The organism is Allobosea sp., assembly GCF_035999205.1.
GTDB lineage: Bacteria > Pseudomonadota > Alphaproteobacteria > Rhizobiales > Beijerinckiaceae > Allobosea.
The window spans coordinates 277,670-294,663 of sequence record NZ_DASYHA010000025.1; the positions used below are offsets into that span (position 1 = coordinate 277,670).

The 16,994-nt window shown below is 66.3% G+C and carries 17 protein-coding genes; 11 read left to right on the forward strand and 6 right to left on the reverse strand.

Annotation, left to right across the window (positions count from 1 at the left end):
• Nucleotides 1-33: 33 nt before the first annotated feature.
• Complete coding sequence (locus VGN82_RS16720; RefSeq protein WP_327528172.1) at nucleotides 34-768, reverse strand: SIMPL domain-containing protein; 735 nt, start codon at nucleotides 766-768, stop codon at nucleotides 34-36.
• Nucleotides 769-928: 160 nt separating this feature from the next.
• Here VGN82_RS16720 and VGN82_RS16725 point away from each other — a divergent pair, with 160 nt between their 5' ends.
• From VGN82_RS16725 to VGN82_RS16735, 3 genes are all read left to right on the forward strand, one after another.
• A complete protein-coding gene (locus VGN82_RS16725) occupies nucleotides 929-1,231 on the forward strand; it encodes an SGNH/GDSL hydrolase family protein (protein WP_327528173.1) in 303 nt (100 codons plus the stop codon).
• A 132-nt stretch (nucleotides 1,232-1,363) separates the two neighbouring features.
• On the forward strand, nucleotides 1,364-2,170 hold the full coding sequence (locus tag VGN82_RS16730) for a hypothetical protein (protein ID WP_327528174.1): 807 nt from the start codon (nucleotides 1,364-1,366) through the stop codon (nucleotides 2,168-2,170).
• Nucleotides 2,167-2,538: a DUF2019 domain-containing protein gene (locus VGN82_RS16735; protein ID WP_327528175.1), complete on the forward strand. Its 372-nt coding sequence runs from the start codon at nucleotides 2,167-2,169 to the stop codon at nucleotides 2,536-2,538. Before VGN82_RS16730 ends, VGN82_RS16735 begins: the two co-directional genes overlap by 4 nt.
• Before the next feature lie 35 nt (nucleotides 2,539-2,573).
• Here the strand turns inward: VGN82_RS16735 and VGN82_RS16740 are convergent, their stop codons facing one another.
• The 4 genes from VGN82_RS16740 to ccrA form a co-directional block, all read right to left on the reverse strand.
• Entirely contained in the window at nucleotides 2,574-4,253 is a 1,680-nt protein-coding gene (locus tag VGN82_RS16740; protein WP_327528176.1) for an acyl-CoA dehydrogenase family protein, read from the reverse strand.
• Nucleotides 4,254-4,330: 77 nt separating this feature from the next.
• The gene (locus tag VGN82_RS16745) at nucleotides 4,331-5,215 is read right to left on the reverse strand and encodes a DMT family transporter (protein ID WP_327528177.1); all 885 of its coding nucleotides are present in this window, start codon (nucleotides 5,213-5,215) and stop codon (nucleotides 4,331-4,333) included.
• Between the two features lie 103 nt (nucleotides 5,216-5,318).
• Nucleotides 5,319-5,978, reverse strand: coding sequence for a glutathione S-transferase family protein (locus VGN82_RS16750; protein WP_327529161.1), 660 nt, complete (start codon nucleotides 5,976-5,978; stop codon nucleotides 5,319-5,321).
• Between the two features lie 82 nt (nucleotides 5,979-6,060).
• Nucleotides 6,061-7,347 carry a crotonyl-CoA carboxylase/reductase gene (ccrA, locus tag VGN82_RS16755; RefSeq protein ID WP_327528178.1) on the reverse strand — a complete coding sequence of 429 codons (1,287 nt, stop codon included), beginning with the start codon at nucleotides 7,345-7,347 and terminating at the stop codon, nucleotides 6,061-6,063.
• A 97-nt stretch (nucleotides 7,348-7,444) separates the two neighbouring features.
• Here ccrA and VGN82_RS16760 point away from each other — a divergent pair, with 97 nt between their 5' ends.
• Nucleotides 7,445-7,909 carry a hypothetical protein gene (locus VGN82_RS16760; protein ID WP_327528179.1) on the forward strand — a complete coding sequence of 155 codons (465 nt, stop codon included), beginning with the start codon at nucleotides 7,445-7,447 and terminating at the stop codon, nucleotides 7,907-7,909.
• A 20-nt stretch (nucleotides 7,910-7,929) separates the two neighbouring features.
• Here the strand turns inward: VGN82_RS16760 and ubiG are convergent, their stop codons facing one another.
• Complete coding sequence (ubiG, locus tag VGN82_RS16765) at nucleotides 7,930-8,715, reverse strand: bifunctional 2-polyprenyl-6-hydroxyphenol methylase/3-demethylubiquinol 3-O-methyltransferase UbiG (protein WP_327528180.1); 786 nt, start codon at nucleotides 8,713-8,715, stop codon at nucleotides 7,930-7,932.
• A gap of 151 nt (nucleotides 8,716-8,866) precedes the next feature.
• On the opposite strand from ubiG, the gene VGN82_RS16770 reads away from it, so the two are divergent.
• From VGN82_RS16770 to VGN82_RS16800, 7 genes are all read left to right on the forward strand, one after another.
• Nucleotides 8,867-10,105: an aspartate kinase gene (locus tag VGN82_RS16770; RefSeq protein WP_327529162.1), complete on the forward strand. Its 1,239-nt coding sequence runs from the start codon at nucleotides 8,867-8,869 to the stop codon at nucleotides 10,103-10,105.
• 172 nt (nucleotides 10,106-10,277) lie between these two features.
• Nucleotides 10,278-11,663, forward strand: coding sequence for a methyl-accepting chemotaxis protein (locus VGN82_RS16775; protein WP_327528181.1), 1,386 nt, complete (start codon nucleotides 10,278-10,280; stop codon nucleotides 11,661-11,663).
• Nucleotides 11,664-11,742: 79 nt separating this feature from the next.
• Entirely contained in the window at nucleotides 11,743-12,483 is a 741-nt protein-coding gene (locus tag VGN82_RS16780; protein ID WP_327528182.1) for a metallophosphoesterase family protein, read from the forward strand.
• A gap of 97 nt (nucleotides 12,484-12,580) precedes the next feature.
• Entirely contained in the window at nucleotides 12,581-13,981 is a 1,401-nt protein-coding gene (locus VGN82_RS16785; RefSeq protein ID WP_327528183.1) for a bifunctional serine/threonine-protein kinase/universal stress protein, read from the forward strand.
• A gap of 52 nt (nucleotides 13,982-14,033) precedes the next feature.
• On the forward strand, nucleotides 14,034-15,074 hold the full coding sequence (locus VGN82_RS16790) for a phosphotransferase family protein (RefSeq protein ID WP_327528184.1): 1,041 nt from the start codon (nucleotides 14,034-14,036) through the stop codon (nucleotides 15,072-15,074).
• Nucleotides 15,075-15,085: 11 nt separating this feature from the next.
• Nucleotides 15,086-16,357, forward strand: coding sequence for an acyl-CoA dehydrogenase family protein (locus tag VGN82_RS16795; protein ID WP_327528185.1), 1,272 nt, complete (start codon nucleotides 15,086-15,088; stop codon nucleotides 16,355-16,357).
• Between the two features lie 64 nt (nucleotides 16,358-16,421).
• Nucleotides 16,422-16,979 (forward strand): GbsR/MarR family transcriptional regulator, encoded by a 558-nt coding sequence (locus tag VGN82_RS16800; protein WP_327528186.1) that lies wholly within the window; start codon nucleotides 16,422-16,424, stop codon nucleotides 16,977-16,979.
• Nucleotides 16,980-16,994: the final 15 nt, after the last annotated feature.

The window sequence follows — 16,994 nt, forward strand, 5'->3', positions numbered from 1 at the left end:
TGCATATTCCATACGGTGAGCTCGCTCCTGTGTTTAGGGCGCGATCTCGAAGACCACGGTCACGCTGGTGCCGTAGCTGTTCTCGCCGCGCTCGACCGGGACGAAGCTGTCGGCTGCGGCCGCCCGCATCATCTTAGCCATGGGCCGGGGAGCGGAGCGCAGGGACTGCTCCTCGATCGACAGGATGCGCCCAAGCTTGACGCCTGCGGCATCGGCCAGCGTGCGCGCCCGTTCCTGGGCGTCCTGGACGGCACGCTTGCGCGCCTCGGCCAGGCCAGGCTTCAGATCGTCATTGACGAAGGTGATGTCGCCACCCTGGTTGACGCCCAGGGCGATGACCTTGTCGAGGATCGTTCCCACCGCCGAGAGATCACGGACCCGGACAGTCAGGGAGTTGCTGGCGGCATAGCCGCTGATCTTCGGCGCCTGAGGCTTCGCCTGCGGGCCGGGCTGCGTATAGCGCGGCTGGATGTTCAGCCCTGCGGTCTGCAGGTCGCGCTCGGCGACGCCGGCCGCCTTCAGCGCGGCGAGCACCTGCTTCATCGCCTCGCTGCTGGCGGCGACCGCATCGCGCGCCGTCTCGGCCTCGCGCAGCACCGAGAGGTTGAGGATCGCCATGTCGGGAGCGAGGCTGACCTCGCCCTCGCCGACGACGCTGATCCGCGGCGACGGCTCGGCAGAGTTCTGCTGCGCCATGGCGGGAGCCGAAAACGCCGCGGCGCAGAGCAGCGTCGATCCGAGGAATAGGGTGGCTAGGCTTTTCGACATCGGATGATCCTGTTTCTCCCGGCTCTTAGGGCCGAAGTGAGAAAAGCAGGGCCATCATGTCGAAATTATTGCCGCACAGAGGCCTTGGAACCTGCCAGGAAAATCAGCCCTCATCCCGGAGAGCCGCGCAGCGGCCCCTCGATATGAGGGCTCATAAGGAGTGTTGGTCGACGCAACCGTCGCAACCGCCCTCGGCAGCGCGAGCGCGGTCCATGGCTCCGCCGAGCAGAACCAGAAACGCAAGGCGCTGAACGCCTTTATCCGCAGCCCCGGCAGTTTTGACGCGGTGATGGATTTCGACGCCGTGATGCTCGACCCCGCGACCGGCGGGTCGAAGGCCGCCTTCTTGCCGGCCTCGACGAGCGGCGGCCTCGGCGAAAAGCTCCACCCCAACCGCACCGGCTATCGGGCAATGGGGTTTGCGGTTGATCCGGTGGCGATCGTGCCGGGATTAAAGCGTTAGGAGCGCTCGGCTTATTCTGGGCATCAGCCAGCCGTTCTGATCTGAGAACGCAAATCCGGGGATAGGCGCCGACTTATCCCGGCGACATTTTCGCGCTTAGCCTCCGCATCCGTCGCAGAAATCTGGCACCGGATGCAATCTTTCACAACCCAACAGATTATCGAGAACCGGCGCGCCTTCCGGCAGCGCCATTTTGCCCTGCTGCGCCAGCAGGCCGGCGATCGGATGATCGCCGCGCTCGACCGGCTGGTCGCGTTGATTGCAAAAGGCGGCTTCAATCCCAATCAGCCGCGCGTGCCAGCGGGCAATCCCGAAGGCGGGCAATGGGGCGATGGTTCGGGTCAACATCCCGACGCCATCCCCCTTCTATCGGACTTCCTCGCAGCCTTTCCCGATGCCATTGCCGGCGCGGCAAGTGGACTTGAGTTGCCGTCTCCGGCGGATGGGCCCGGTATTCCCGCCAGCCAGCCGAGGACCGCACAGGGCATCACTGCAGTCGTCAAGGACTCCGCGCGATGGCTGCAGTCAGCGAAGGATACTAGGGCATCCTCACAGGCTCGCGGCTTTTTCAGCCAGTTGCTAGACACGTCCTGGCTGCGCAGCCATATGCCGCGCATCGGTTCGTATCTTGACGATCCGAAGACGGAGCAGGAACTTCACGATGCCGTGTCACGTCCCAGCGCCGGTTTCGATATTCATCATCGCAACGAGCGGGCGGCGGCGACAGTTGCAGGTTATCCGAGCTCCATGATCAACGGACGCCCGAACCTAATGCTGGTGCCAACCTTGCGCCACTGGGATGTGTCGGGATGGTACATGACACGCAACAGTGAATTTGGCGGACTGACACCCCGTCAATTTCTCAGCGACAAGGACTGGAACACGCGCCAGGCTATTGGGAACCGCGCACTTAGACTCTACGGAATCTTGAAGCCATGAAGCGCGTAAATCTTGGCAAATTGTCCATCGAGGAATTACTGGCTCGCTATACCGAGTTGGCTATGGCCCGTGAACAGGCGGAGCGTTTTGGCCGAAAGGCCGACGAGAATCGTCATATTGAAGCAATCTGGGCCGTCGAGGCAGAGCTGAAATCTCGCCCCGGCGACCGACGCTTCGAATTGGCTCGCCTCCTAGACCATAGCAATCGGCAGGTTCAAGTGCAGGCCGCCTGCACGGTTTCCCGTTTTGCGCCCGCACTCGCCAGGCCTACCCTGGAGGTCATCGTCAAAACAGGCCTGGCACCCTACAGCTATCAAGCCCGCGAGCGGCTGATGTTCATGGACGGCGAATTTTCATTGCCACTGTGACCGGGCCCGCTGTCGTCCAGCAGAGCCACTGCGCCCTACTCCTCCACGAGCCGCCTCGCGATGACCTGGGCCTGGATCTCTGCCGCGCCCTCGAAGATGTTGAGGATGCGGGCATCGCAGAGCACGCGGCTGATGGCGTATTCCAGTGCGAAGCCGTTGCCGCCATGGATCTGCAGCGCGTTGTCGGCGGCAGCCCAGGCGACGCGGGCGCCGAGCAGCTTGGCCATGCCGGCCTCGAGATCGCAGCGGCGCTCGGCATCCTTCTCGCGGGCGGCGAAATAGGTGAGCTGGCGCGCGATCAGGATCTCGGCCGCCATCATCGCGAGCTTGTCGGCGACGCGCGGGAAGGCGATCAGCTTCTTGCCGAACTGGACGCGCTCCTTGGCGTAGCGCAGGCCGAGATCGAAGGCCGATTGCGCGACGCCGACGGCGCGCGCCGCCGTCTGGATACGGGCCGCCTCGAAGGTCTGCATCAGCTGCTTGAAGCCCTGCCCTTCCACCCCGCCGAGCAGGTTCTCGGCCTTGACCTCGAAGCCGTCGAAGGCGAGCTCGTATTCCTTCATGCCGCGATAGCCGAGCACCTCGATCTCGCCGCCGGTCAGCCCCTCGACCGGGAAGGGATCGGCGTCGCTGCCGCGAGGCTTCTCCGCGATCAGCATGGAGAGGCCGCGATAACCGGCCGCGTCCGGATCGGTGCGGACCAGCAGCGTCATGATATCGGCGCGGACGGGGTGGGTGATCCAGGTCTTGTTGCCGGAGACCTTCCAAACCTCTCCGTCACGGACGGCGCGTGTGCGCAGGCTGGCGAGGTCGGAGCCTGTATTGGGCTCGGTGAAGACGGCAGTCGGCAGCACTTCGCCGGAAGCGAGCTTCGGCAGCCATTTTTCTTTCTGCTCCGGCGTGCCGCCGCAGAGGATCAGCTCGGCCGCGATCTCGGAGCGGGTTCCCAGCGAACCGACGCCGATATAGCCGCGAGAGAGCTCCTCCGAGACCACGCACATCGAGACCTTGGACAGGCCCATACCGCCGAACTCCTCGGGGATGGTCAGCCCGAAGACGCCGAGCTCGGCCATCTTCTCGACCACCTCGATCGGGATGTAGTCGTTCTTCAGGTGCCACTCATGGGCATGGGGCGCGACTTCGGCGGCGCAGAAGCGGCGCATCTCGGAGCGGATCGCCTCCAGCGTCTCGTCGAGGCCGGGATCGCCGACGCTGACGGCGCCGTCGTCCTGGCTGAACAGGGAGACGAGGCGGGCGCGATTCTCCGGCGTGTTGCCCTCGGCGACCAGCGTATCAGCGGCGGCGGTGCGAGCGGCAGCGATCACCTTGGCGGACAGGCCTAGCGAAGCCAGCCGGACGATCTCGCCCTGGCTCATCGGGATGCCGCCGAGGATCTGCGCGGCATATTCGCCGGCGCCGATGCGGATCGCGTAGTCTTCGACGGCGCCGTAGCGGTTCTCTGCCGCGAGGCGCTCGCCATAGGCCTTCAGCTCGCGCAGAGCCATGACATAGGTCGCGAGCCAAGAGAGGCCATGGGCGGCGTGCTGCTCGGCTTCCAACAGGGCGGAGGAAACCTTGCCCTCGGCCGTCACCCTGGCGCGCACGGCGGCGATCGCCTCCTGCAGCAGGGTCTCGAAGCCCGGCAGCGCCGCCGCGATCAGATCGATGGCGCTGGCGGGGGGCTGCGACGGGGCGGCGGCGGCGGTTGCGCTCATGATTTCTCTCCCTTGTTGCGACGCAGCATATGCCGAACCGCGAAGGAGCGAAAAGCCGTCTTTCGGACGAGCAGGCGCTATTTCCGGCTCGCCAGGACGACGCCGACAATCGTCAAGGCCATGCCGGCAATCTGGATCAGCGACATCGTCTCGCCGAAGAGGATCCAGGCCTCGAGCGCCACCAGCGCCGGGACGAGGTAGAGGAAGGTCGCGATGCGCGAGACCTCGCCACGGCGCAGGATGAGCAGATAGAGCCCGATCCCACCAAGCGAGAGCGCCAGCACCGACCAGGCCAGGACCAGCGCCATGGTCAGGTTCCACTCGATCCGCATCGGCTCGAGCGCGAAGGCCAGCGGCAGCGTGAACAGGAAGGCAGCGCCGTATTGGATCGTGGTGATCGTCCGCAGGTCGCCGGAGACGATGCGGGCCTTCTGGAAGAAGGATCCGAACGTCACGGCAACCATGCCGACGATGTTGATCACGACCGGAAGCAGGATGCCCCACAGCGCAGCCGGATCGACGCCGACCAGCTTGGGTTCGAGCACCAGGGCGATGCCGAGGAACCCGCAGAGAATGCCGGCCCACCGCACCAGCGAGATGCGCTCCCCGACGAGCGCCGGCGCCAGCATTGCGGTGAGGATCGGCTGGAGGCCCGCGATCAGCCCCGAAATGCCGGCCGGCAGGCCGTGGCGGACCGCCCACCAGACGCCGCAGAGATAGATCGCATGGAGCAGCACGCCGGCGACGATGCAGTCGAGCCAAGCCCGCGGCGTCGCCGGCCAGCGCGCCCCGACGGCCAATGACAGCAGGGCCAGCAGAACCCCGGCGCTGGCGAAGCGGACCGAGAGAAAGGTCAGCGGATCGGCATACTGAGCCGAATAGCCCGCGACGATCCAGCCTGACGACCAGAGGAAGGTGAAGATCAGGGGAATGGCGCGCAGGAACAGGGGCGATGACAGCATGGGACCGGCTTTCGAGGCCCGATTGCTTAATCGCGCGGCAGGCAGATGTCGCCCCATGCGGACGCCGCATTGGCATGCTCTGGCCGGGGCAGCGTGACAGGTTTCAGTCGCGATCGGGGGCGCCCGGCGGGAAGAAGTGGCGATAGGGCCGCCCTTCCTCGACGGCGCGGGCGAAGGATGGCCGCGCCAGGAGCCTCGCCCGGTAGGCGCGCGTGTTGGGGAAGGCCGTATCGATCTCGTGGACCCAGTCGGCATAAAAGAGCGACGGTGCGGCCGCGCAGTCCGCGAGGCCGAATTCGTCGCCGCAGGCCCATTCGCGCCCGGCCAGCCGGACGTCGAGCCATTGATAGGCGGCATCGAGCAGCGCGCGCGCTTCGGCGACGCCATGGGGGTCGCGATTCCCCGGATCGCGGATTTGATCGAAGACGATCTTCTGCATCGGGGTCATGACGTAGTTGTCGAAGAAGCGGTCCATCATCCGCACGGCCAGCGCCGCCTTCGCATCCGCGGGCAGCAGCCGGACCCTCCCCGGATGGGCGAGCGACAGATGCTCGATGATGACGCTCGACTCGAGGATGGTGTCGCCGCCATCGACGAGCACGGGAAAGCGCTTCAACGGCCAGAGCGCGGCGAGCTCCTCGCCGGCCTGCGGGTCGGCGAAGTCGAGCAGCCGATAGCTGAAGGGCGTGTCGTTCTCGTAGAGGGCGACCAGCACCTTCTGGCAGTAGGACGACAATGGGTGCGCGTAGAGCTGGAGCGAGATCGGCACTTGGACACCTCGTTCGGAAAATTACTTTACCGAACGATTAAGTGTTATCGCCCCCGAGCGCAAGCCGACGCCCGCCTTACCCCGCCAGCGCTTCCGCCACGTCCTCATAGGTACGCAGGCCCGTGCGGGGGGCGTAGACCAGCACGGCCATGTTGCCGGGCGCGTGCTCGTTCTTCCACATCTTGTGGTGGGCGAGCGGGATCTTGTCCCAGGGGAAGACCTCGGACATGCAAGGGTCGATTCGCCGGTCGAGCACGAACTGGTTGGCCGCGCTCGCCTGCTTGAGGTGAGCAAAATGCGAGCCCTGGACGCGCTTCTGTCGCATCCAGACATAGCGGGCGTCGAAGGTGATGTTGAAGCCGGAGGTGCCCGCGCAGAACACCACCATGCCGCCGCGCTTGGCGACGAGGCAGGAGACCGGGAAGGTCGCCTCGCCGGGATGCTCGAAGACGATGTCGACGTCCTTCTTGCCGGTAATGTCCCAGATCGCCTTGCCGAACTTGCGCGCCTCCTTGGTCCATTCGACATATTCCGGCGAATTGACTTTGGGCATCTGCCCCCAGCAGTTGAAGTCCTTGCGGTTGAGGACGCCCTTGGCGCCGAGCCCCAGGACATAGTCGCGCTTGGTCTCGTCGGAGATCACGCCGATCGCATTGGCGCCGGAGGCCGCACAGAGCTGCACGCCGAAGACGCCCAGCCCGCCGGAAGCGCCCCAGACCAGAACGTTGTCGCCAGGCTTGATCGTGTGCGGGGCGTGGCCGAAAAGCATGCGATAGGCTGTCGCCAGCGTCAGCGTGTAGCAGGCGGCCTCCTCCCAGGCGAGGTGCTTCGGCTTCAGCATGAGCTGGCGCGACTGCACTCGGCAGAACTGCGCGAAGGAGCCATCCGGCGTCTCATAGCCCCAGATCCGCTGGGACGACGAGAACATCGGGTCGCCGCCATTGCACTCCTCGTCGTCGCCGTCATCCTGGTTGCAGTGGACGATGACCTCGTCGCCGACCTTCCAGCGCTTCACCTTGGAACCGACGGCCCAGACGATGCCCGAGGCGTCGGAGCCGGCAATGTGGAGCGCCCCCTTGTGCACGTCGAAGGGCGAGATCGGCTGGCCGAGCCCGGCCCAGATGCCATTGTAGTTGACGCCGCCGGCCATCACGAGGAGGAGCACCTCCTCCTCGCCGATCGACCAGGTCGGGACGACCTCGACCTTGAAGCTGTCCTGTGGCGGCCCATGGCGCTCGCGGCGGATGGTCCAGGCGTACATGTTGGCCGGGACATGGCCCAGCGGCGGGAGTTCGCCGAGTTCGTAGAGATCTTTGTGCGCGATCGCGGCGGGCTGTGGCTTAGACGTCTGCGGCTTGGACATGGTCGTCTCTCCCCTGCTCTGTCCGGCGGCTTGCGACAGCGGAGGCTTGCGATGACCCAGCGCTGCCCCGGCGGACTTGCCCACGATCATGCATCATATGCTGCGCCGCGCCATCGTTCCATTGGACTATGCCGCAGCGCAACAACAGACACGCCTCGCAGCTCCACTGGCCGTGCTGTGCGCCTGCCGCGCTTCGCAGCATCCCCTTAACGCAGCCATGCTATTCAAGCCTGGAGCCAGCCGAGGATTCTCCATGCGCACCTTGATCTCGATGCTCGGAATGCCGGACCTGCCGACCGCACACCTCGTGGTGTTGGTCGCGATCGTCGCGATCGCCGTACTGCTGTTCGGCTGGATTTCCGACATGCTGCTGCGCGACGGCGCCTTCGGCATCATCGTCAACGGACTGCTGGTGCTCGCCGGCGCGATCCTCGGAACGCTGCTCTGGCGCAAGCTCGGCTACACGATCGGCACCAATCCGGCGCTGACCGGTTCCATCGTCGCCCTGGCATCGGGCCTGGCGTTCCTGATCGTGCTCAGCACGATGCGACGCTGGATCTGAGCGCGTCCCTCGGACGCCACTCAACCCGGGCGATGCGCCGCCAGCATGTAGTTGACGTCCATGTCGCGCGCGGCGGACCAGCGATCCGTGAAGGGGTTGTAGACCACGCCGGTGCTGTCGCCGAGTTCGAGCCCGCCGCGCTCGATCGCATCGCCGAGCTCCTTCGGCGTCACGAACTTCTCCCAGTCATGCGTGCCGCGCGGCAACCAGCGCAGGACATATTCGGCGCCGACGATCGCGAGCGCATAGGATTTCAGGGTACGGTTCAGCGTCGCCATGACGAGGAGCCCGCCGGGCTTCACCGCTGCGCAGCAGGCGCCGACGAAGGCCTCGACATCGGCGACATGCTCGACCACTTCCATCGCCAGCACGATGTCATAGCGGCCGCCCTCGGCTACCAGCGACTCGATCGTCTGCTGGCGATAGTCGATCGCGAGCCCGCTGCTCTGCGCATGGGCGCCCGCAACGGCAATGTTGGTGGGGGCCGGATCGAGGCCCGTAACCCGGGCGCCGAGGCGCGCCAGCGGCTCGCAGAGCACGCCGCCGCCGCAGCCGATATCGACAAGGCTGAGCCCTTCCAGCGCCCGCATCGTCTTCGGATCGCGGCCAAAGCGTTCGCAGGCGAGGTCGCGGATGAACGCCAGCCGAACCGGATTGAACTTGTGCAGGACAGCCATCGGGCCCTTCGGGTCCCACCAGGTCTTGGCGATCGCATCGAAGCGCGCCACCTCGGCGGCATCGACGGTCGAGCCGTTCCGGGTCGCGTTGTCCTCAGCCGAGCCTCGGCGCTGGGCGCTCGCCGCCATGGTCCTTGCCTCCGTCTGGCTGCCCGACCCTCGTCGCATTGACAGGCAGGCCGCTGGCCGTCATCTACACCCGCCCCGCGCAAGACGCGAGGGTGACCTTTCGTCCCGGCCCGAACCGGGGCTTGTGATAACCGAGAACCTCTGGACCGCCATGGCCCGTCTGGTGATGAAATTCGGCGGCACGTCCGTCGCGACCGTCGAGCGCATCAAGAACGCGGCCCGGCACGTCAAACGCGAGTTCGACGCGGGCCACGAGGTTGCGGTCGTCGTCTCGGCGATGTCGGGCAAGACCAACGAGCTCGTCGCCTGGTGCAAGGAAGCCGCCCCGCTCTACGATCAGGCCGAATACGACGTCGTCGTCGCCTCGGGCGAGCAGGTGACCTCGGGCCTGATGGCGATCGTGCTCAGGGAGATGGGCCTGCCGGCGCGCTCCTGGCAGGGCTGGCAGATTCCGATCTTCGGTTCGGACGCGCATTCGTCCTCGCGGATCGAGGGCGTGGACGGCGCCGGAATTCTCGCCGGATTCGACCGCAACCGCGAAATCGCGGTCTGCTCAGGCTTCCAGGGCCTGCACGCCCAGTCGCATCGCATCGTCACGCTCGGCCGCGGCGGCTCGGACACCTCGGCCGTGGCAATCGCTGCCGGGCTGAAGGCCGATCGCTGCGACATCTACACCGATGTCGACGGCGTCTACACCACCGATCCGCGCGTGGTGCCCAAGGCACGCCGCATGGACAAGGTCTCCTTCGAGGAGATGCTGGAGATGGCTTCGCTCGGCTCCAAGGTGCTCCAGGTGCGCTCGGTCGAGATCGCCATGGTCCATCGCGTGCCTACCTATGTGCGCTCCTCCTTCGACGACCCCAACAATCCCAATCCAGGCACCCTCATCTGCGACGAGGACGACATCGTGGAACAGCAGATCGTCACCGGCATCGCGTTCTCACGCGACGAAGCCCAGATCACGCTCCGGCGCGTTGCCGACAAGCCGGGCGTGGCGGCCGCGATCTTCGGACCGCTCGCCGACGCCAACATCAATGTCGACATGATCATCCAGGTCGTCTCCGACGACCAGGCGACGACCGACATCACCTTCACCGTGCCGACGGCCGATTACGAGCGTTCCAAGACCCTGCTGGAGGGCCTGCACGACGTGATCCACTACCAGGCGCTGCAGGGCGCGACCGACGTGGTCAAGATCTCGGCCATCGGCGTCGGCATGCGCAGCCATGCCGGCGTCGCGGCGCGCGCGTTCCGGGCGCTGTCGGAAAAGGGCATCAACATCCGCGCGATCACGACGTCCGAGATCAAGTTTTCGGTGCTGATCGACGCGGCCTATACTGAGCTGGCGGTTCGGACGCTGCACTCGCTCTACGGGCTCGACGCGGCCTAGAGGCAGCCTGGAAATTTCTCGGAGCCCTCATCCTCCGGACGCCGCTCGCGGTCCGTCGGGATGAGGGCCGAATTTCCAGTTGGCCCCTAGAAAGCCGCTCAATTTCGCCTCAAATTCTTTAAGGGATTTGTGACAGCGTCTTAGCCGACGAATTTCCCGGCTATGGCGTACATTGTCCCAGGATCCCGCCCACCCCGCTTCCGGTGCCAAGCCCGTCGCGATCACGGCTGCGGCGATCGACAAGCTGCTGCTCGCTTCTGGCGTCGACGCGGGTGCGCGGGACGTCGCGCGCGCCTTGCTGCCGGTTGTCTCCCGGCATGCCGGCGAAGCCTCCTCCGCCTATTGCGACCATCTCGAGCGCTCCGTCGCCGACATGAAGATCCATGTCGAGAGGCACCGCCAGCCGATCGTCGAGGCCGAACTCCGGCATTTCGAACTCCTGTTCAAGGCTGAGTTCGGCGATGACTACGCCGACGACCTGAACCGGGCGGCGATGACCGAATTCGGCGACGCGATGGGGATCCGGACCAGGCTTGGCACGGCGTTGCGGTTGATCGAGCCGCTCTTCCAGGAGATCGGCCGACGACGCCGCTTCAGCAGCCGCAAGGCGATCGCCGAGGCCGCTGCCCTGACAAGGCTGATCCTGTGCGACGCGATCGCGGCGACCTCCTGCCACCAGCGGGCGAGCCGCATCGGGCTGACGCAGCGCGAGAACGAGCTGCATCTCGCCGCCTCGTCCTTCCAGGGCAATATCGGGCAACTGTCGGAAAGCCTGCGGACCGCGGCGAGCACGCTCAGGGACTACGCCGCGACCAGCCTCTATCGCAGCGGCCAGGCCGATCGCGAGGCGACGCTCGCGGAGCATGCCGCGCTCGCCTGTACCGACCGGATCGGCCGCGCCGTGGCCGCGACCGAGGACCTGGTCAGTGCGCTCGACCTTGTCAGCAGCGAAACACAGCAGAGCTTCTCGGTCACCGCGGAAGCCGTCGTCGACACGCGCGAGGTCACCGGGTCGATGGAGGTCCTGGCTGAAGCGGCAGGGCGCATCGGCTCGATCGTGACGCTGATCCAGCAGATCGCGACCAAGACGAACCTGCTCGCGCTCAACGCCACCATCGAAGCGGCACGCGCCGGAGCGGCCGGTCGGGGCTTTGCCGTCGTTGCCGGCGAGGTCAAGTCCCTCGCCCACCAGACGGCCAACGCCACCGGCGAAATTGCCACGCAGATCGCGCAGGTCCAGTCGGCGACCGAATCCTGCGTCCGGCATGTCAACTCGATCAGCCTCACCATCGCGCGCCTCGAGCAATCGGCGGCGTCGATCGCGGAGACGGTGCGGGCGCAATCGCTGGCCACCGGCGATATGGCGGCAGACACCAAGGAGGCCGCCGAACGCACGCAGCAAGGCCTCGCCTCGGCGCAGGCCGCCCGGCGCTCGATCGCGGATGTCGCCAAGATGTCGATCGAGCTCGACTCCGCCGCGGTGCAGGTCGAGGCGTCGGCCGGCATGATCAGCGATCTCGTCGAGCGCTTCCTGTCGAGCCTGCACTCCGCGGCCTGAGAGCCTGCACCAAAAGGCCTATGGCGCGCGGCTGCGCCTGCTGGCACACCGGCAACCGGCTTCCCCGCGATCCTACCCCATGCGCATTGCCGTTCTGACGGATCTTCACGCGAACCGCGAGGCGACGGAAGCCGTCCTCAAAGCGGTCGACCGTCTCGCGCCTGACCGCATCGCCTTGCTCGGTGACATCGTCGGCTACGGCCCCGATCCCGTCTTCGCGATCGAGACGGCCGAGCGGCTGGTTTCCGACGGCGCGCTCTGCCTGCTCGGCAACCATGACCAGGCCGCGATCACCGGTCCGTCCGGCATGACGCCACACGCCCATGACGCGATCCTCTGGACACGCACGCAGCTCTCGGCCGCGCATCTGGGCTTTCTGGACGCGCTGCCACTCTCGGCCGAATTGCCCGGCATGCTCTTTGTCCATGCCAGCGCGCGGACGCCGGCGAGATGGCCTTATGTCACCAACGAGAAAGCCGCCGCCGAATGCCTGGCCGCCAGCGATGCACCGCTCGTGCTGTGCGGCCACACCCATGTGCCGACGATCTACTATGCGCGCTCGGGCATCGAACCGGTTCGGTTCCAGCCCTTGCCGCATGTCGCAGCGCCGCTGTCCGCCATACGGCGCCATGTCGTCGTCGTTGGAGCGGTCGGCCAGCCGCGCGACGGCAATCCGGCGGCATGCTTTGCGCTCCTGGATACGGGCCGGGCCGAGATCACCATGATCCGTGTGCCCTACGATACCCAGGAGACGGCGCGAAAGATCCACGCATATGGCCTGCCCGAATGGCTGGGCCTGCGACTGCATATCGGCCGTTAGAGCATGCGGATTAAGCGCGTTCGATCAAGCTTCTAGAGGCGATTCCGACCAGATTGATTCAACACGCTCGGAACCGCGCGAGCAGAGGGGAAGTGCCATGGAGACGCCGCGCGCCGGCTCGGTCATTGACGGTTTCACCCTGACCGAGCGCCTGACCTCTGGCGCAATGGCAACGCTGTGGCGTGCGACGCATCCCGATCACGGCATGCCCCTCGTGATGAAGATCCCGATCCTCGACCCCGGCGCCGACGCCTCGATGATCGTCGGCTACGAGACCGAGGCGATGATCCACAAGCGCCTGTCGGGCCCGCATGTGCCGCGCTTCGTGGCTGCTGGCGACCTCGCCCGCATTCCCTATATCGCGATGGAATTCGTCGCCGGCACGCGGCTCGCCGAGGCGCTGCAGTCCGCGCCGCTAGCGGTCGCAGAGGTCGTGCGCATTGGCATCGCCATCTCCGTCGCGCTGGCCGACCTGCATCGCCAGAAGGTCGCTCATCTCGACCTCAAGCCGCAAAACGTGATGATGGCGAAGGGCGGGGCCGTCCTCCTCGACTTCGGCCTCTCCCGCCATTCAGAACTGCCCGACCTCCTCGGCGAGGAGAGTTCCGCGCCGATGGGCACCGCGGCCTATATCGCCCCCGAACAGGTGCTCGGCGACCGCTCGGATCCGGCGAGCGACATCTTCGCGCTTGGCTGCATCCTTTACCAGATGGCAACCGGCGAGGAGCCGTTCGGGCGCCCGGCAACGCTGCCCGGCATGAAGCGGCGCCTCTACCATGCGCCGCGCCCGCCGCGTTCGCTGCGCCCGGAAACGCCGGCATGGCTCGAGGAGATCATCCTGCGCTGCCTGGAGGTCGACCGCCGCCAGCGTTATGCCGACGCGGCCAAGGTCGCCTTCGACCTGCGCCACCCCGAGCAGGTCGTGGTCGCGCGCCACCGCCGCGCCACGACGTCGCCGGGCCTGGGCAAGCGCATACTGGCGCGGTTCCAGAAGCGCGACGAGGCCGAGATCCTCGGTCCCTCGGCGCATGCGCGCCGCGAGGCAGGCCCATCCATCATTCTGGTGGCCGTCGACCTGTCGGGCGAGCACGACGAACTCGCGGCCGCGATCCTGGCCGAGACACAGCGCCTCCTGGCGGCCCGCGAGGATTCCTGGCTCGCCTGCCTGACCGTGCTGCGCACCGAGATCATCCGCGAGACGCAGACCGTCGACGAGCACGGGCGCTCGCTCTACATCAACCGGCTCGTTTCACTGAAGGACTGGGCGCGGCCGCTGCACCTGCGCGAGGACCGCGTCAGCTACCACGTCATCGAGGCCGTCAGCGCCGCGGACGCTATCCTGAACTATGCCGGGCACAACGACATCGATCATGTCGTGCTCGGCGCCCGCGCCTCATCGGCGGTGCGCCGCCATCTTGGCAGCGTCTCGACCAAGGTCGTCGCGGAAGCGCATTGCTCAGTCTCGGTGATCAGGGTCAAGGGGGGCCGCACGAACTGAATCGCGATTCATAACGTTGACCCGTGCGCCACAGCCAATGATGATGCGACCCATGTCCGCCGGCCAAGCCTCCACCGCCCTCGAGTTCGACCCCGCCCGCCTCGATGCCTTCCTGCGCTCCGCCCTGCCCGGCCGCGCAGCTGGGCCGATGGTGCTGGAGCGGATCAGCGGCGGGCAATCGAACCCGACCTTCTTCCTGTCCTATCCCGACGCCGGCACGCGGCTCGTGCTGCGCAAGAAGCCGCCGGGACCGCTCCTGCCATCGGCGCATGCGGTCGATCGCGAGTACCGAATCCTGAAGGCGCTGGCTGGATCGGCGGTGCCGGTGCCGCCGGTCGTGCTGTTCCATGAGGCCGAGGACATCGTCGGCACGCCCTTCTATCTGATGGAGCGGCTGGACGGCCGCGTCTTCCACGACACCGCCCTCCCCGGAGTAACGCCTGAACAACGCCGCGCCATGTATTTGGCGATGGCCGAGACGCTTGCGGCGCTGCACGGCTTCGACTGGCAGGCGGCCGGGCTCGCCGATTTCGGCAAGCCCGGAAACTACTATGCCCGCCAGATCGCGCGCTGGGGCCGGCAGTGGCAGGAAACGAAGACGCGCGAGATCGCCGCGGTAGATCGCGTCTTCGACTGGCTCACGGCCAATCTCGACGAAAGCCCGGAAACCACCATCGTCCATGGCGATTTCCGCCTGGGCAACCTGATGTTCGCTCCGGATGAGCCGCGTGTCGTGGCAGTGCTCGACTGGGAGCTGTCGACACTCGGGCACCCGCTCTCCGACGCCGCCTTCTCGTGCCTGCCCTGGCATTCGACGCCGCAGATGTACGCCGGCATCGTCGGACTCGACCGCCAAGACCTCGGCATCCCGACGCAGGCCGAGTATCTTGAGCGCTATTGCACCGCGGCCGGTCGCAAGGGACCTGGTCGCTTCCACCTCGCCTTCTCGCTGCTGCGTTTCGCCGTCATCCTCGACGGCATTGCGGCACGGGCGAAGGCCGGCAACGCAGCCGCGGAGAATGCCGTCGCCGTGGGCGAGATGGCAGAGAGTTTCGCGCTGCGGGCAGAGGCCGTGATCGACGGCCGCGACTGAAGGACGACACCATGGATTTCGCCTATTCCGCCAAGGTCGAGGAGCTCCGCACCCGGCTGCAGGTCTTCATGGACGACCATGTCCAGCCGGCCGATGCGAGCTGGCGCGAGGAGGTCGAGGCCGGGCGCTATCCGATGGCGCTAATCGACGGTCTGAAAGCCAAGGCCAAGGCCGAAGGGCTGTGGAACCTTTTCCTGCCGGCACTCAAGCCGGAGGAGCCGGGCACGCGGCTCTCCAATCTCGAATATGCGCCGCTGGCCGAGATTATGGGCCGGATCTACTGGTCGTCGGAGGTGTTCAACTGCAACGCGCCCGACACCGGGAACATGGAAATCCTGCACATGTTCGCGACGCCGGAGCAGCGCGAGCGCTGGCTCGTACCGCTTATGAACGGCGAGATCCGCTCCTGCGTCGGCATCACCGAGCCCGGCGTCGCCTCGTCCGACCCGACCAATCTGCAGACGACGATCACCCGCGACGGCGCCGACTACGTCATCACCGGCCGGAAATGGTGGACGACCGGCGCACTGCATCCCAACGTCAAGTTCTGCATCGTGATGGGCCTGTCCGATACCCGCCCCGACGCCGACCCGCACAAGCGCCATTCGATGGTGATCGTGCCGATGGGCGCGCCGGGCGTGACCGTGATGCGGAATCTTCCGCTGCTCAACCACCATTCGCCCGAAGGCCACACCGAGACCGATTTCGACCATGTCCGCGTGCCGGCCGCGAACATCCTCGGCGAGGAAGGCGCCGGCTTCGCGCTGGCGCAGGCGCGGCTCGGGCCGGGGCGCATCCACCACTGCATGCGCACCATCGGGCAATGCGAAGTGGCGCTGGAGCTGATGGTGGAACGGGCCCTGCAGCGGAAGGCCTTCAGCCGCAACCTCGCCGAATTTGCGAATGTGCAGGACTGGATTGCCGAAGCGCGCATGGAGATCGACCAGGCCCGGCTGCTCTGCCTGCGCGCCGCCTGGATGATGGACAAGCACGGCAACAAAGCCGCCCGCGTCGAGGTCTCCTCGATCAAGGTTGTGGCGGCGCGGCTGCAGACGAAGATCGCCGACCGGGCGATGCAGGTCTTCGGGGCAGCCGGCCTCTCCAACGACACCCCCCTCGCCTTCATCTACTCCTGGGGCCGGGCGCTGCGCTTCATCGACGGGCCGGACGAGGTGCATCTGCGCACCGTGGCACGCGCCGAGATCAAGAAGCGGCAGCAGGCTGGTCGCTCGACCTTCGCCGAGCAGAACGTGCGCCTGCCCTATATCAAATCAGCAGAGTGAAGCGGGGGCCAGCGCCCCAATCACCGCCCTTGCACATCAGGCGCTTATGTCTTAAATTTCTGTCATGACAGAAATAACAGACACAAAAGACCGATTGCCGGCACCGCTGGAGACCTTCGTCCTGCAATGGGGCGATCTCGGCGGGCAGTGGGGCGTCAACCGCTCGATCAGCCAGATCCACGCCTTCCTCTATCTGGCGGAGCGGCCGATGATCGCCGAGGAGATCGCCGAGAGCCTCGACATGGCGCGCTCCAATGTTTCCAACTCGCTCAAGGAGTTGCTGGCCTGGAACCTGATCCGGCGGGTGCCGATGCGGCACGACCGGCGCGACCATTTCGAGGCCGAGACCAATGTCTGGGAGATTGCGGCTCGGATCGCGGCCGGGCGCAAGCAACGAGAGATCGACCCAGCGCTGGCAGCACTGCGGAGTTGCATCGAGGCAGCCGATAAGGATCCCAAGGTGAGCGCGGTGGCGCGGCAGAGGCTGCACGACATGCTCGACTTCACCGCCGCGCTCGACCGCTGGTACGGGCAGATGCTCTCGATCCCCACGGGCAAGCGCGACATGCTCATCCGCCTCGGGGCGAAGATCGCCTCCTTCCTGCCCGGAGGGAAGGGCTGAGACGGCGCTTTGCGA

What these genes read in the sequence shown, in the direction of transcription:
- VGN82_RS16780 (WP_327528182.1), top strand. Translation starts at nt 11,743, where the DNA reads ATGCGCATTGCCGTTCTGACGGATCTTCACGCGAACCGCGAGGCGACG.
- VGN82_RS16740 (WP_327528176.1), bottom strand. Translation starts at nt 4,253, where the DNA reads ATGAGCGCAACCGCCGCCGCCGCCCCGTCGCAGCCCCCCGCCAGCGCC.
- ubiG (WP_327528180.1), bottom strand. Translation starts at nt 8,715, where the DNA reads ATGGCGGCGAGCGCCCAGCGCCGAGGCTCGGCTGAGGACAACGCGACC.
- VGN82_RS16720 (WP_327528172.1), bottom strand. Translation starts at nt 768, where the DNA reads ATGTCGAAAAGCCTAGCCACCCTATTCCTCGGATCGACGCTGCTCTGC.
- VGN82_RS16790 (WP_327528184.1), top strand. Translation starts at nt 14,034, where the DNA reads ATGTCCGCCGGCCAAGCCTCCACCGCCCTCGAGTTCGACCCCGCCCGC.
- VGN82_RS16760 (WP_327528179.1), top strand. Translation starts at nt 7,445, where the DNA reads ATGCTGCGCCGCGCCATCGTTCCATTGGACTATGCCGCAGCGCAACAA.
- VGN82_RS16785 (WP_327528183.1), top strand. Translation starts at nt 12,581, where the DNA reads ATGGAGACGCCGCGCGCCGGCTCGGTCATTGACGGTTTCACCCTGACC.
- VGN82_RS16745 (WP_327528177.1), bottom strand. Translation starts at nt 5,215, where the DNA reads ATGCTGTCATCGCCCCTGTTCCTGCGCGCCATTCCCCTGATCTTCACC.
- VGN82_RS16730 (WP_327528174.1), top strand. Translation starts at nt 1,364, where the DNA reads ATGCAATCTTTCACAACCCAACAGATTATCGAGAACCGGCGCGCCTTC.
- VGN82_RS16735 (WP_327528175.1), top strand. Translation starts at nt 2,167, where the DNA reads ATGAAGCGCGTAAATCTTGGCAAATTGTCCATCGAGGAATTACTGGCT.
- VGN82_RS16800 (WP_327528186.1), top strand. Translation starts at nt 16,422, where the DNA reads ATGACAGAAATAACAGACACAAAAGACCGATTGCCGGCACCGCTGGAG.
- VGN82_RS16770 (WP_327529162.1), top strand. Translation starts at nt 8,867, where the DNA reads ATGGCCCGTCTGGTGATGAAATTCGGCGGCACGTCCGTCGCGACCGTC.
- VGN82_RS16795 (WP_327528185.1), top strand. Translation starts at nt 15,086, where the DNA reads ATGGATTTCGCCTATTCCGCCAAGGTCGAGGAGCTCCGCACCCGGCTG.
- ccrA (WP_327528178.1), bottom strand. Translation starts at nt 7,347, where the DNA reads ATGTCCAAGCCGCAGACGTCTAAGCCACAGCCCGCCGCGATCGCGCAC.